Raw genomic sequence first — 16,189 nt, 5'->3', positions numbered from 1 at the left:
TTTTATTAATAATTGTATACCTCTGGTATTTGATTGTTTACACCAAAAATGATTCTTTTTCTACCATTTGCGTCAAGAGAAATAATATCCTTAACACATCCATTTACTTTTAAACCAGAACTTAACTGGGGAACGTAAGTAAAATTACCTTTGCCATCTCCTGTTAATAAAACACCATAGTTGGCATCAATTTTTCCGATTTTTAGTCTTGTTTTTTCAATATTACCCCCCAATAAAATATCAATTTTTCCATCATTATTGTAGTCATTTAATCCAATAGCATAAACAGGTGCATAATTTGCCTGAACAGGTAAACTGTGCTTTATAAAAACGCCATTCTTGTTCTCAAACCAAAGGGTCTCAAAAGTACTGGCCTTTAATTCCTTTGCGGACTTCAATTGCTCGGGAGACAAAATTTCGGAAATAGTAGCATCAGAATAGGATTCATAATTTGGAAACCGCTGACGAAAACTAACAATTTGATCCGTAAATTCATCTCTGCTAGCCATAGGGTAAGATTTTCCTTGTACATAGCAGGAAATAAATGGATCAATCGAGCCATTTTTATCAAAATCACCATAACAAAGTGTTGCAGGTTCTTTTTCATTTACATGAATTTGGCTATTGTCACCCCAATTTCCAGCAACCAAATCAAGATCTCCATCTCCATCTAAATCAGCCAAAGCCAATCTATTCCACCAGCCATCTAAAGATTGAGGAAAGTATTTTTGTGTGGCGTCTACTAGTTTTCCATTTTTGTTTTCAAAACAACTAATTTTCATCCATTCCCCACAAACAATCAATTCTGGTTTGCCGTCTTTATTGATATCATCCCACAAAGCATCAGTAATCATTCCAACATGTTCTAATCCTGGAGCAAAAGCTGCAATTTGATTCGTAAAAACGCCCTTGCCGTCATTTATTAACAACATATTTGCTGGAGCTTCAGGATATCTACCTGGCACTACTCTGCTCCCAACAAATAAGTCTAAATCCCCATCTCCATCAACGTCCGCAGCCTTTACACAAGAACCGCTATTTGATTCAGGAGGTAATGCATTTTCTTTTCTTTCAAAAATGCCATTTGTATTAATGTACAATCGATCTTGTAATGCAGGGTCTTTTTCACTAAAAGCATATCCTCCACTTAACACATATAGATCTAAATCACCATCGTTATCAGCATCAAAAAATAAAGCATCTACATCTTCAGAAGCACGATCAGTATCAAAATCTTTTTGATTGTAAGCCATAAATTCCCCGTTGGGTTGTTGCAATACTAATTGACCTGCCTGCCCTTTTGCCCCTCCAATAAAAATATCTTCTAAATCATCCTTATTAATATCCCCTTTTGTTATACGAGGGCCACTATAGGACAGCATATTTGGCATTAAAGGTTGTACTTTAAAATCATTGGTTTCTTGCTCTAAATGACTAAAAGGAATAGTATTGCTTACTGAAGTAAAAACTGTTTTTTTAATTTCCTGAGCCGTATTTATAGCCGTATTGGTATCCTCATATTTTACGACAAAGGATTTATTTGCTGTAATATCCTTATTTATCGTCTGTATTTTTCCATCAGGCCAATAAATTGAAATAGAATCAATTGTAGCAGATGGAATCCCTAAATGCATCGGTTGTTGCATTGAACTTTGAAATCCATGCACGGGATAATTTTCTTGAGTTATAGTTCCTTTGGGGGTGAATACTTTGACCTTAGTACCCAAAGCATTTCTATTTTGTCCAAGCATTTGTAAACCAATATTCACATAATGCCCTGCATTTCCCATCTCAACTGCATTATTTCTATAAACCGCTGCAACATCATTCATTCGATTAACAACTAAATCAAGATCACCATCGTTATCAAGGTCAGTATAAACCGCACCATGAGAAAAGTTTTCATCTTCGAGTCCCCATTCCATTGACACATCTTTAAATTGAAGATTTCCTTTATTTTCAAAAACATAATTATGAAGCGGTGTTGAGGGAACTCCTTTCAACATTTGAAACATATTGTCTTCGGTTTCACCTTTAAGGTGTTTCAATCGTTCATTAGCATAAAACTTAACAAAATCTCTATTAATCATGTCTTTTGCGTAACCATTGGAGACAAATAAATCTTTGTTCCCATCATTGTTAAAATCAGCAAATAGAGCAGACCAGCTCCAATCTGTATTCGAGATCCCACTTAACTGTCCCGTCTCGCTAAAGGTGTTATTTCCATTATTTACTTGTAACATATTACGCATTAACTGATGGTAAAATCCATTTTGTAATGTGTTTTTATAGAGTTCATAATTGTCTGGAGCATATAATAATTTTTGTCTTTTATTATCGGCAGGAAGCATGTCTAAAGTGTAAATATCTGGCCAACCATCATTATTAATATCGGCTATATCAGCTCCCATTGAAAAGTTAGATATGTGTCCTATTTCATCTTTTAAATGATCCGTAAAAGTGCCATCTCCATTATTGATGTATAAATAATCTTCTTCTACATAATCATTAGAAACATACAAATCAGCCCAGCCGTCATTATTGATATCGCTCACAATTACTGACAAACCATATCCAATGGGATTTGAAAGAATATTGGCCTGAGCAGTAACATCTGTAAAATGATTGTTATCATTGCGATACAAACGGTCACCCGCATCAGGATCAATCATTTTTTTTACAAAAGAAGCGTCAAAATTACGAAGTTGTTTAATATTATGATTCAAAACATAAAGATCTAAATCACCATCATTATCATAATCAAAAAAAGCAGCCTGTGTAGAATGTCCCTCATCAGCAACACCCATCTCTACTGCTTTGTCTTTGAATGTAATTTCACCATTAGCTGAAGGTCCGTTATTGATAAACAATTGATTTCTTCTCTTTTCGGGTTCCACATCACCTGAGTAACTAACATAAATATCCAACCAGCCATCTCCATTTACATCGGCTACACTAACTCCAGTTTTCCAACCTCTTCGTCCTGTAACGCCTGCTTTTTTTGTAACATCGTTAAACTTTAAATTCCCTTGGTTAATGTATAATTTATTAGGTTGAAGATTAGAAGTAAAATACAAATCAATCAATCCATCGTTATTGAAATCACCCGATGCAACTCCGCCTCCATTATAAAAATATTCATAGGTAATAATATTAAGTTGCGGAGATTCTGGAAGTAGATTATTAAAAGTAATCCCTGTATCATTTGAAGCTAACAAAGAAAATAACTTTGTCTGCTGTGAAAAAACAGGTGATAAAACCAATAAACTTGTGCCTATAAAAAACCAAACTTTTTTCATATTTTTTATATTAAAATAAATGATGTATTGACCAAAATCATAAAATTACAAAAACTAAACTTAAAATAAATTCAATCAATTTACAGCGCGCTATGTAATTTCAATTGGTTACTTATTCTTTAAACCTACCTTATGACCTGCTATGGCATAATATAAAATTATAATATAACAAGGCAATAAAATCCAATATCCCTTAGTAGATGCCGTAGCCGTAGCTAAAGCCTCATTCATTCCTTGTGCAATAAATTGGGCTTTATTAGAATCTACCAACTTACCATATAAAGGTGGAATTATAGCTCCTCCAGAAATTGCCATAATTAACAATGCCGAAGCTGTTTTTGTAAATTTTCCTAATCCACTTAATGTTAAAGGCCATATTGCTGGCCATATTAAAGCATTTGCAATTCCTAATGCGGCAACAAATAAAATGGAAACAAATCCAGAAGAAAACACAATGCAAAAGGAAAGAACAATGCCTAAAATGGCACTTATTCTTAATGCTAAAGCTTGAGTAATGTATTTTGGAATTAAAAAAACACCCAATGTATAAGTTGCTACCATAGCCATTAAGGTAAAAGTGGTGAAAAATTTAGCATCAGCGACAGGAAATCCTAAAGAAATACCATACGCAATAATTGTATCACCAGCAATAACTTCAACACCAACATACATGAAAAGTGTTAATACCCCTAACCATAAGTGAGGAAACTGAAAAATACTTGTTTGTGTGGTTTCTCCATCATTTACTTTTTTTATTGGTTCCGCTTCCACATCAGGTAAGGGAGCCTTTCTTATCAAAACACCTAACACAAATAAAACAATTGCCATTACTAAATAAGGAATAACCACACTATCGGCCATTGTATCTAGTAATTGTGCCTTTTCGCTAGCATCTACTACATTTAATTTCTCTTTAACCTCATCAATACCAGATAATAAAATGGCTCCAAAAACAAGAGAACCTAAAGCTCCTGCTACTTTATTAGCAATTCCCATTATTGAAATGCGTTTAGCGGCACTTTCAATAGGTCCTAAAATAGTTATGTATGGATTTGATGCCGTTTGTAATAAAGTCATTCCGGCTCCTTGAATAAAAATACCTGATAAAAACATCCAATATGTTCTTGCTTCGGCTGCTGGTATAAAAACTAAAGCGCCAAATCCCATTATAAACAAACCTAATGACATTCCTTTTTTATAACCAACCTTTGATAAAATATAAGAAGCAGGTAAAGCCATAATGACAAAAGAAATATAAGATGCTGAGGCGACCAATAGAGATTGCGCCGAAGTTAATTCGTTTATGGTTTTCATAAATGGAATTAATGCGCCATTAATCCATGTAACAAATCCAAAAATAAAAAATAATCCCCCAATTATCATAATTGGAATTAATGTGGTGTTTTTTTCCTGAGTTGATGATAAAGTACTAGCTGACATATATCTTATTTTAAAAATTTAATTTTATATTATAATGTTCAAACCATTTATAATACGATTTGACTCTAAATCTTATCTCTGAAATTCTTATTCTTTCGTTTTAACTTTAATTATCTAATTTATACTTTCTAAAATAGATTTAATTTTATTGTAATCAGACTGAATAATTATGTGTTCATCAAAAAAAATACTATTATTCATTGGGATTTTTACAACCTCAATTCTATTAATAATTGATGTAGCTGAACAATGAATTTCTTTAAAACCTGCTGTTTTAAATAAGCGCGCATTTTCGATATTAATTCCACCTGCAGGCAGTATTATAAGTTTATCATTTGCTATTTCGTTTAAACTTTTAAGATATTCTATACCTTTTTCAGCTGTATTATTACCTCCTGACGTTAAAACCCTTGTAACTCCTATATCAATTAGTGCTTGTAATGCTTTGTGAGAATTTTCAACCTGATCAAAAGCCCTATGAAAGGTAAATTCTAAAGGCTTTGACAATTCAATTAATTCTTGAGTTCTTTTATTATCAATTGTATTATTAGCGTGTAAAACACCTGAAACAATACCTTTACAACCTAATTCTTTACATATTTTAATATCCGCTTTCATGCAATTAAATTCATCTTCAGAATAGTTGAAATTACCACTTCTTGGTCGGATTAATACATGAACTGGAATAGTAACTTTCTCTAAAACATTTTTAAGTAAACCATATGAAGGTGTTATGCCTCCAACAGCTAATTCAGAACATAATTCAATGCGATGTGCTCCGCCATTTTGTGCATTTATAGCTGATTGATGTGACGATGTACAGATTTCTAACAACATATTTTTTAAAATAAAAATTAATTGACAAAAAATTATTACCCCTAAATTTCTAAAAAATTAAATAGAAAAGCAGTTTTTTTATACGCAAGTAAACTAGTTAAAAAGTTAAAAGGAGAGTTTCCTCTCCTTTTAACAGAATTACTTTTCTGAAACAAAATATTATTTATCCCACCACATTTTTGTAATCCAAGTGTCTCCACCCATGTTAGAAACAGCTTGAGTATAACTGGCAGTATTATTACTTCCTTCTGTTGAAGGATAAATTTGCCTTCTAGGAATTTGTCCTGAACTAAAGTTTCCAGGGTAATTTACTGGAGTAAGAACAGGAAAATCAGATCTTTTCCAGTTATTCCAAGCTTCAACCCAGTTACCAGTTAAACCAGCTGTAGCCCAGATTTGCTCATTAATCATTTTTAAAGAAGCAGCAGTTGAAGTTATGTTCAAAGGGTGTGCCGCAGCATAAAATACAGCATCTGCATTTGTAATTTGAGTTCCACCAAATTTATTCAAAGTTACCATTGCTCCAACTAATCCATTATTGAAGTATTGAGAAGCTGTTCCAGAAACAGAATAACCTCTTACAGCAGCCTCAGCCATTAATAGTTGTACTTGTGCGTAAGTAAGAATAAAAACTGGAGTAGTTCTATTCCTATACATAGGAGTAGGTCTAGAATAATTACCAATTGCAGCAGCATCAGAACCTGAACCTGAAGCACCAGGATAATTCGGCTCTAAACTTACATCTCTAGATCCTCCTTTAGTATCATATCCATTAGGAAAACCTATTTGAGCAGTTGTACTTGTGTTTCCTCCTGTATATAAATAATTTGCAGTAAGTCCCGCAGCTGGAACTTCGGCTACAACAGGAAGACGCAAGTCATTGTTTGATTTCAAATAATCAATCAATGTTTTTGACCAGCGAACTTCATAAACATCCGCAGATACAGTGAATGAAGCACCATTACCATTATCAAAACCATCAGCATCATCAGTAGGAGAAATAGCTTCATCAGCGACAGAAGCAAAAACACCCCCTGCAGCCGCTTTTTCAGCATATGTTTTAGCAGTTGCAGCATCGGCAGCAGTTAATCGCATTGCCATTTTCAACATCAATGAATACCCAAAAGAACGCCATTTCGCTACATCACCACTATAATAAATATCACTTGTTGGTTTGTCTTTAGAAACATCCAAAGTCATAATTGCAGCATCTAAATCAGCTAACATTTGAGGATATAAATCTTGTTGCTTGTCGTATTTTGGTTGAGAAACACCTTGATCTAACATTAAAGCTTCTGAATAAGGAACGTCACCGTATACATCTGAGATATAAGAAATAGCCATTATCTTTACGATTTTTCCAATAGCAGCTAAATTTGGCATGTTTTTTTGAGTTGCTAATATGGACATTTGATTTGCTGTTGAAGCCGCAGTGTAAACGCCATTCCAAATTCTTTGATCATAATCAGAAGTACCACTAGTGGTCACATATTTATCACCACCATCATAATAATTAGCTCCTCCTGTTGAAGGTGATGCCAAAAGTTGAGCCCACATACTTTGAAATAAGATTGGACCTTCGTAACCAACAGTTCTTTGTCCATAATCATAAAGAGCTCTTGGTAAAAGTAGATTTGGATCAAATATTTCTGAACCCGCTTTAGTTGGATCTGTATTAATTTGTTCGAAATCACTATCGCATGAAATTAGCAAACCACTAACGACCACGAATAATATTTTAATATATTTAGTCATAATTATTTTATTTTAAAGTTAACATTTAGACCAAAAGACCTTGTTGAAGGTAAACTAGTCCCTTCAATTCCATAATATTTAACGTTAGAACCAAAACTACTTTCTGGATCAATATTATCCGCTTTACGCATTAGGATGGCAAGGTTTCTAGCTACAAATGAAATATCAATTCCTTCTAAGAATGAGATTTTACCCATTACACTTTTTGGGAAAGCATATCCAAATGATAATTGTCTCAATTTGATGAAATCTCCACTCACAACACTTGTACTTGTAATGTTACGAGCTTCTGCTTGATAGAAATCTTCCGCTGAAGCAGTAATTCCACTATTTGTAACTCCTGTTTCTCTCCCAACTAATGTAGCTTGGTTCAATCCTCTTATACGAGAATAGTATTCAGTTGCAGAAATTACTTTATTACCATAGTTGAAATCAATTAAGAATGCCAGATTAAAGTTTTTGTATTTGAATTCATTATTCCATCCACCATAAAATGTTGGTAAAACGGAACCGAAATTTTTAAACTCACCTCTTACTGGTAATCCAGCAGCATCAACTTGAATACTTCCGTCTGCATTGTATGCATAATCATATGCTCTGATTTGTGGCCCAGCAGCGCCTACAACATAAGCTGTGACAGCATTTCCTAGGGTTCCACGGTTACTTCCTAAAACGATTGGAGTGGCATCCGCATTAGTAGCTAATACTTTATTTTTAAAATTTGTTGTATTTAAACTAGTTGTCCAAGTAAAATTATCTGTTTTTACTGGTACACCAGTTACAGCAATTTCTAGCCCTTTATTTTCTATAGAAGCACTTGCAACTACACCTGTAGCAAATCCAGTAGACCTACTATACTCTGCATTCAAAATCTCATCATGAGATGTTTTCTTGTAGTAAGAAGCATCAAATGTTAACCTACTTTTGAAAAATCTAAGTTCCAAACCTACTTCTACCTCGTCTACTGTAAATGGTTTTAAAAGAGTAGGAAGCGTAGATGGAATAGAACCCGTTGCATAACTTACTCCATTATTCACTAATGAATTCCCTGAATTGAAATACAAAGAATTAGCGTAAGGAGTTGCTTCACCACTTGTTACTGCATATGATAATCTTAATTTACCGAAATTTAATGCATCAATATGTAATAAATCGTTAAAAACAAATGCTCCTGAAACTGAAGGAGTAAATACTCCATTTTCTGTTGAAGCAGCGGAAGACAATGAAGAATAAACATCGTAACGTCCTGTTGTAGATAATGTTAAATATTTTTTATATCCTAAATCAAAAGAATAAAATGCAGAGTGACTTTCACTACCAGTATAGTTATATTCTCTATTAATATTAACTACATTGTTTGGCGTATATAAATAAGGTAAAACAAATGGACCTCCTCCTATTTTAATTCTTTCATATTTATTTTGTCTAATATTAGCACCTGCTAACGCATCTACTGAAAAATCTTCCGTTATTTTAAATTTAGCACCAAAAAGTCCATCCAAATTTAACTCTGAACGAGTAGATTGCCCTTTACTATCTAAACTTCCTTTTTTATTAGTAGTATAATCTAATCCCCATGGATTAACACTAAATTCAGTATCATTAGAAACATCATTTCCTAATCTTACCATTGCATAGATATTATCTGTAAAGCTATATTTAGTCGATAATACAGAAATGGTTCTTTTTCTTGTAGGATCTTCAACACCTTGATTCACTATAAAATAAGGATTTGTAGCGTAATTATCATCACTAAAAACTAGTTCATTACCCGTAACAGGGTCATAACCTGGAGCAAAAATATTATGATCTACGTTAGGAGCTAAGAATAAAAAGTTATTTGGATTTTTAGGACCATCACTTAAAAAAGGTCTGTTTTTTGAACTTTCATCTGTATAATTAACAGAAGCAGCTACATTTAACTTACTTGTAATATTTTGATCCGCACTTAAATTGATTGTAGTACGTTTAAGACCACTATTTGGCACAATAGATTTCGAATCTAAATTAGATACTGACAAACGAAAAGCACCATCACCCATTCCTTTAGAAACTGAAAGGCTATTTGTAAGGTTTGTTCCAGTTCTATAAAAATCAATATAACTTTCTTTAGCTTTACTATACGTATATTGTTTACCATCAAAACCAATTACTGAACTACCATCTAATCTACCTCCCCAAGAATTTCTGTTTGAAGCTAATGCCGCTCCAGCGGTCAAAGGTTTTGATCCCCCTGTACCTTGACCATATTGATCTTGAAAATCAGTATAATCAACTGGTGCATCGGCCATAAAATTTGAATTATATGTAATAGAGTAATCGCCACCCTTTTTACCTTTTTTAGTAGTTATGATAATAACTCCATTTACAGCTCTAGATCCATAAAGTGCAGAAGCTGATTGCCCTTTAAGAACAGTCATTTTATCAATATCATCAGGATTGATATTACCAATACCATCTCCTTGATCCGCTCCACCCCATTCTCCAGCAGAACCTCTTTGAGTATTATCAATTGGAATACCATCAATTACAAATAAAGGAGAACCTCCACTAGTAATTCCTGATATCCCTCTCAAAAGCACTTTTGAAGTTCCACCAGCACCACTATTGGTCCCTCTAACTACAAGACCTGAAACACGACCTGCTAAACCATTGGCTACGTTCGTTTCTCTAGCTTTGTCTAGGTTATCACCACCTACAGTCGTTACAGCATACCCTAATTTTCTTTGATCTTTAGAAATACCCAAAGCCGTTACAACGACTTCACCTAACTGATTTGCATTTTCTACTAAGGCTACATTTACAGTTGTTGAACCAGAAACGGCAACTTCTTTTACAACATAACCTAAATAAGTAAACACTAATATTGCTGACTTATTAGGTATTTTAATACTGTATTTCCCATTCAGATCTGAGGACACACCATTTGCTGTTCCTTTAACATTAACATTTGCCCCAGGTAGCGGAAAACTACTATTGACATCTGTTATTGTTCCCGATACTGTTGTTTGAGCTTGAACACCGTGAAAACTGAACAAGCAAAACACAAACAGTACTTTTAGCACGTTTTGAATCATAAATTTAATTTTTAAGTTAATAGAATGTTTTTTAAGTTAATCATAAGTTAATCATAAGTTAAAAGTAAGGATCCAATGCATTACTTTAATCATAATTTCGACCAATAACAATTTTTAAAAGGTGTTGGGTTATTTTTAACAAATTTTTCGACAAACAAACCAAATCACAGAACATATGCAGGTGTTTTTGGAGATCTTTTTATATGAAATTTTAACAGAAATAATTAATGAAATAAACCAAAAAAACTAAATAATTACAATTAATTACAATTAATTACAATTAAAAAAAGCAAAAAAAATAATTTTAATGTTAAAAAACAAAATACTAGCAAATGAAAAATACGTTCATATTTATAATCAAAAATTGACTAAACCCTATTAACGCAAAGCTAAATACTTATTAAAATGATAAAGTATCTAATGGTAAGAATTAGGTCAAAACCTCAAAAAATTTAGCGACAATTTACAAAGGTCAATACATCGAGTATCTAAGTCCATTAGTTTTATGTTGTTGTCCTACTAAAAAATAGATTAATCAATTACTGAAGTTCTTTTTCGACTAAAAATATATTCAGATTCATTATTTTTTTGCGTTATTTCTTAAAAAGCTTTACAATGAATTACCATTGCTAAATCAACAATCTTCTTTATGTAGAAATTTATCATGAATATTTACTCCTCCTATTAATGAATTTCAATTTCAACAAAAACAGGTAAATGATCTGATGGATATTTGCAATCTTTAGAGTCACTTAAAATTGCAAACTTTTGAACTTTTATATTTTGTTTGCTAGCAAAAATATAATCAATACGTTCTTTTACAGCTTCGTTATGCTTACATGCATTAAAAGTTCCTGAAGGTCCAAAAGGCTTAGTAATACTTACCATTTTAGAATCATTAAAAACGGATGAAAGATATTGAATGGGTTTACTTTCTGGCTCAAAATTAAAATCACCCATTTCAATCACAGGCAAATTCACTGTATTGAATTGCTTAATTTTATCCACAATCAATTTAGTGCTTTGAATTCTCGCTTCATTACCTATATGATCAAAATGAGTATTGAATACCCAAAATTTTTGTTTTGTTTTCTTATCTTCTAATAAAACATAAGTACAAATACGCTCCATTGCGGCGTCCCAACCAACAGAAACTTTATCAGGTGTTTCAGACAACCAAAAAGTCCTTTGTTTTACTAGATTTAATTTTTTTATATTATAAAAAACAGCACTAAACTCTCCTTTTTTCAAACCATCATCTCGGCCTACACCCGCATATTTATAATCTACAAACGTACTTTCAATGTATGCAACTTGATGATGCTATCCTACTTGAATACCAAAAACATCGGGATTATAAAATGTGATTTGACTACACAAAAAGTCTTTTCTTTTTGATCATTGATTTTCTCCATCTCCTGTGTTATCATATCGAATATTATAGGTAAAAAATTTATAATTTTGTCTAAATATAGCATTAGGTAAAACTATAAATGCTACGACTAACCATATTATTTTTTTCATGAACTACTATTGAATTGGTCTAAAACGAATGGCTTTACTACTACCAGCAGCCAGCTTAATATTTAAAATACTTTTTGAATCTACATCTTTTTGAATAATTGAAATATCTTGTGGATTCGTTTTCTAACAAAAAATAACTTTTACAATTAATTCGAAAAACTACTTACTTATTTTCATCATTATTACTCCTTATTTTTGGATGAAATAAAAACATCATCAATATAATAAGTGGATAACTTTTGCTTTTCATCCGATCCTTTTAATGGAGGATAATCTACCTCGTTTGGCGTCTGTCTATTAGGCATATTAGTATAAGTACCCGTTCTAAATGAAATTCTTTCCACTGATTTTACAGCCACTACTGCATTAAGGTTTTCATCAATTTTTTTACCATCAATAAAAATCGAATACTTCCCAATTCCATTAGTATCATATTCAACTTTAAACGAATACCATTTATCTACATCAAACTTGATCAATGGTTTCATTGCTACTCCAGCTGCCGCTTTGATATAACCGTCAGTATCGAATGAGATTTGTATTGGTCTGTTACCAAACTTATCCGCAATATCAATATCAAATTGAGTCGTATCTGTAGCAACAACTTTTACCTTGAAACTTGCTGTAACTGTTTTCCCTTCCTGAAATACACGTATTGCACGGCAATAATCATAAGGATCCTCATCATTCATTTGCAAGATGTAATTGCCATTGTTTTCTTTTATCAAACTTGCTTTTGCCCACATTGGAGAATGAATATTCCAATCGATTATGGAGCCATTAACATCCATTTTTTCAAAATCATCGGTAACATCTACATTTACTTTGTATTTAATAGGTGTTGGAATTCGTGATATCCATATGTCTTCCTTATTCATGCTGTAGGTCATCCACATATCAGTACCTGGAGGGTTTCCATTTCCCGGACTAATTCCTCGCATATAACAAGGACCAAAATCCTTCCATATACCGTAGAATCGTCGTACTGGAACTTCGGCTTGTACAAGAAGTAGATTATCATAAATAATTCCATCATCACTAGTAACAATTGATAATGGAAAACGATATTGTGTTTGGTCAATTGGATTATACGAAATTGCATATCTCCCATCATCCGTTTGTTGTCCCCACATTTTACCGCCAGACATTACCAAAGTATTTGCTTTTACAGGATCTGAAAAGGTTTTACCACCATCATCAGAAAGTGCTGAAAAAGATTTTTTCCAAAGTCCAACAATCTTACCGTCTTTTCGCTTATACCAGTTAAAAGCCTGTTCGCCCTTGTTAAAAGAATAAAAACTATCCACTCCCTTATCTTCTTCAAACCATTGTAAGGTCATTAATTTATTATCCAAAAGAGCATCACAAGCGGCAAGAAATCCTTTGTCTTTTGATTTTTTATAGAATGGATAGGAAGTATTAGATCCATTCCAATTGGTTTGGCTGTCGTATCGAATAAAATAGATTGGGCTCATGCTTCCATCTTTATAGATTTCACGAACCACGCGCCCGATACCATTTTCTTTAAATGGATTTTCGGTATGTCCATAAAAAGCTAAAGTAAGCAAGCGACCATTGGGTGCCACATAAAACCCCATACGTTGGTGCATCATATATCCAGTTGAACCTTCAGGAATTTTTACGCCTTGTGGTGCTTTGTAAGGAGGGAAAATTTCTTTAGGAAAACTCCATTTTTTCCCATCCTTTGAAGTAATCAACATGGTATGAACCGGTGCTCGGTGTTCATCCTTTTCTCCACTGATGTATTGTTGATAAAATTGACCATTCCAATAAGCCAGATTAGATGCATGATTGTATGTCCAGCCATAGCCATCACTTAATTCAGGATGGGTACGATTTGCACGTAATGTTTGTATATTTTCTACTCCAATTGCATATTGTAAACCAGCTTCATGGGTAAATGGATCAATATGTGTACCTCCAATATAGCGTACAGGTTCGTTAACACTGCCTGTTTGTGCATTTACATTATGAAAATTTATAACTAAAAGAATCATAATGCATTTTACTAACGTGATTTTTCGTAGTGAAACTAATTTCATTTTTTTAGGGGTTTTTATCATTTTCATATTGTATATTAAAAATTTGTCTGTTCTATTTTAATTCATAAAACAATTTGGGAACCTTTTTTGATAACCAATAATCATCTTTAGGATCCCCAAACAGCTCTTTATTTCAAACTGAAATTAATCAATTATCAAAAACTATTTTATTGGTGTAAATCGGATGGCTTGACCACCACCAGCAGCCAGATTAATATCTAGTATGCTTTTTACATCTACATCTTTTTGAGTAATTGAAATCTCTTGTGGATTTGTTTTCCAATCTGCATTGGGTCCGTCTGCATAAATTTCAGCACGGTATTTTTTTCCTTTTTCTAAAAATGATAAGGAAACTTTTAAATCTCTGGTATTTTCATCGGAAATACTACCTAAAAACCAATTGTCACTAAACTTATCTTTTCTAACAATTGTAATATAATCCCCAATTTTTCCGTTTAAGATTTTTGATGTTTCCCAATCAGTACCAAAATCTTCAAAAAATTTAAATGCTGGTTGGTCCTCGTAATTTTCAATCAAATCTGAAGCCATTTGCAACGGACTGTACAACACAACAAATAAAGCCAATTGTTTTGCCAAAGTTGTATTTACTCTCGAAGTTCCATCATCAAGATCATTCCATTTTACTCTATTTTTGGCATTTTTATATAAAATATCAAATATCCCTGGAGTATAATCAAAAGGACCGCCCAAGCCTCTAGTAAATGGTATGATAGTATGATGCTCCGGAGGATTACCAGAACTCCAACCGTTCCACTCCATTCCTCTTGCCCCTTCTCTAGTCATAAAATTTGGATATGTTCTTCGGAGACCTGTCGCTTTTATAGGTTCATGAGCATCAATCATAATATGGTATTTGGCTGCAACTTTTACTACGGCATCATAATGATTAACCATAAATTGTCCGTGATGAAATTGACCGGGTGTTTGTATTCCACCTGCATAACCTGTTTTCACGGTTTTGACTCCTATGTTATGAAACATAGAAAATACCTTGTCAAAATTATCTTGAAATGCCTGTGCATCGCCTCCAGTTTCTACATGACCTATATAACTAACATTGTTTTCTTTTGCATAAGCTGCAATTCCATTCAAATCAAAATCGGCGTAGGGTGTTACAAAATCAAAAGCTCCTTTTTTACCCCAATTTTCCCATCCGGTATTCCAACCTTCCGTTAATACACCTTGAATGTTATGTTTTTTTGCAAAATCAATATATCTTTTGGTATCTATTGTGTTCGCACCATGACGTGGTCCCATAGACCAAGTTTGAGTCCCAATATGCATTCCCCACCAAATACCTATGTATTTCATAGGTTCAATCCAAGAGGTATCTTCTATTTTATTAGGTTCATTTAAATTCAAAATGGTATTTGATGCTACTAAATCGGCTGCTGTATCAGTAATTAAAATCGTTCTCCAAGGTGTTTCCATCGGTGCAGTCGTTTTCACCTTTACTCCATCTGGCCATGGCACTAAATTACATTCGAATGAAAGTGGATCCGTTTTAGATTTCAACAAAGTCATATCGGCATAATTGGTCAAATTTGCTTCGTGAATACTGGCAAAAAAACCATCCGTTGTTTCGAATGTTATAGGCGTATTAGCAGAAGGAACGTCAGACACCAAAGCTTTTTTATATAACATTTCATAAGAATCAAAATTGGCTGGATTGTACCAAGCAGTATGATTTTTTATAAAATTAAACTGAGTTAACTCTTTGGTTATATTGATGCTATCAACTCCTTTTTGTTCTGGAATTTCATACCTAAATCCTACTCCATCATTATAGACTTTGAAAATAATATTCATCTTTCTTTTCAAGCCTTCTTTCTCTTGCAAATGAACTATCAGTTTATTGTAATCATCAACAATTTTTTGGTTTTCTCCCCAAACCTGCATCCAAGTAGTATTAGAATGACTGTTTTCAAAACCAATAATTTCTAAATTTTTATCTAATGATTGCGCTTCTTTAAATTCAAAACCCAATTTTGAAGCTTTGATAAATGGTTTGTTTTTAAACTTTACAGAATATTGAACAGCGTCAACATTTACTTCAATACTAACTTCTATATGTTTGTTTGGAGATTTAACTTTTAAAGCATTGCTTTTAGTAAAACTGGCTAGAAATACTATAAAAAACAAGGGGTAATATTTTCTTAAATTTTTCATTTGA

General features: G+C 33.0%; 8 protein-coding genes. All 8 read right to left on the bottom strand.

What is annotated here, in order from left to right; genetic code table 11:
* Positions 1–5: 5 nt before the first annotated feature.
* Positions 6–3,299, bottom strand: a complete 3,294-nt coding sequence (locus tag AB3G39_RS09290; protein WP_369765023.1) for a VCBS repeat-containing protein — start codon at positions 3,297–3,299, stop codon at positions 6–8.
* 108 nt (positions 3,300–3,407) lie between these two features.
* Entirely contained in the window at positions 3,408–4,739 is a 1,332-nt protein-coding gene (locus AB3G39_RS09285) for a sugar MFS transporter (protein ID WP_367770342.1), read from the bottom strand.
* Positions 4,740–4,853: 114 nt separating this feature from the next.
* The gene (locus AB3G39_RS09280) at positions 4,854–5,576 is read right to left on the bottom strand and encodes a copper homeostasis protein CutC (RefSeq protein WP_367770345.1); all 723 of its coding nucleotides are present in this window, start codon (positions 5,574–5,576) and stop codon (positions 4,854–4,856) included.
* Positions 5,577–5,735: 159 nt separating this feature from the next.
* Positions 5,736–7,331, bottom strand: a complete 1,596-nt coding sequence (locus AB3G39_RS09275) for a SusD/RagB family nutrient-binding outer membrane lipoprotein (protein WP_369765022.1) — start codon at positions 7,329–7,331, stop codon at positions 5,736–5,738.
* Positions 7,332–7,333: 2 nt separating this feature from the next.
* Complete coding sequence (locus tag AB3G39_RS09270; protein ID WP_369765021.1) at positions 7,334–10,408, bottom strand: SusC/RagA family TonB-linked outer membrane protein; 3,075 nt, start codon at positions 10,406–10,408, stop codon at positions 7,334–7,336.
* Positions 10,409–11,092: 684 nt separating this feature from the next.
* Entirely contained in the window at positions 11,093–11,584 is a 492-nt protein-coding gene (locus AB3G39_RS09265; protein WP_369765020.1) for an endonuclease/exonuclease/phosphatase family protein, read from the bottom strand.
* Positions 11,585–12,114: 530 nt separating this feature from the next.
* Positions 12,115–13,995, bottom strand: coding sequence for a six-hairpin glycosidase (locus AB3G39_RS09260; RefSeq protein ID WP_367770357.1), 1,881 nt, complete (start codon positions 13,993–13,995; stop codon positions 12,115–12,117).
* A gap of 162 nt (positions 13,996–14,157) precedes the next feature.
* On the bottom strand, positions 14,158–16,185 hold the full coding sequence (locus tag AB3G39_RS09255; RefSeq protein ID WP_369765018.1) for a glycoside hydrolase family 97 protein: 2,028 nt from the start codon (positions 16,183–16,185) through the stop codon (positions 14,158–14,160).
* Between the last annotated feature and the right edge of the window lie 4 nt (positions 16,186–16,189).

It is taken from the genome of Flavobacterium sp. WC2416, from assembly GCF_041200095.1.
GTDB lineage: Bacteria > Bacteroidota > Bacteroidia > Flavobacteriales > Flavobacteriaceae > Flavobacterium.
Note: the sequence above shows the minus strand (reverse complement) of the source record. Positions and strands in the feature narration are given on the sequence as shown.

What these genes read in the sequence shown, in the direction of transcription:
- AB3G39_RS09275 (WP_369765022.1), bottom strand. Translation starts at nt 7,331, where the DNA reads ATGACTAAATATATTAAAATATTATTCGTGGTCGTTAGTGGTTTGCTA.
- AB3G39_RS09280 (WP_367770345.1), bottom strand. Translation starts at nt 5,576, where the DNA reads ATGTTGTTAGAAATCTGTACATCGTCACATCAATCAGCTATAAATGCA.
- AB3G39_RS09285 (WP_367770342.1), bottom strand. Translation starts at nt 4,739, where the DNA reads ATGTCAGCTAGTACTTTATCATCAACTCAGGAAAAAAACACCACATTA.
- AB3G39_RS09255 (WP_369765018.1), bottom strand. Translation starts at nt 16,185, where the DNA reads ATGAAAAATTTAAGAAAATATTACCCCTTGTTTTTTATAGTATTTCTA.
- AB3G39_RS09290 (WP_369765023.1), bottom strand. Translation starts at nt 3,299, where the DNA reads ATGAAAAAAGTTTGGTTTTTTATAGGCACAAGTTTATTGGTTTTATCA.
- AB3G39_RS09260 (WP_367770357.1), bottom strand. Translation starts at nt 13,995, where the DNA reads ATGAAATTAGTTTCACTACGAAAAATCACGTTAGTAAAATGCATTATG.
- AB3G39_RS09270 (WP_369765021.1), bottom strand. Translation starts at nt 10,408, where the DNA reads ATGATTCAAAACGTGCTAAAAGTACTGTTTGTGTTTTGCTTGTTCAGT.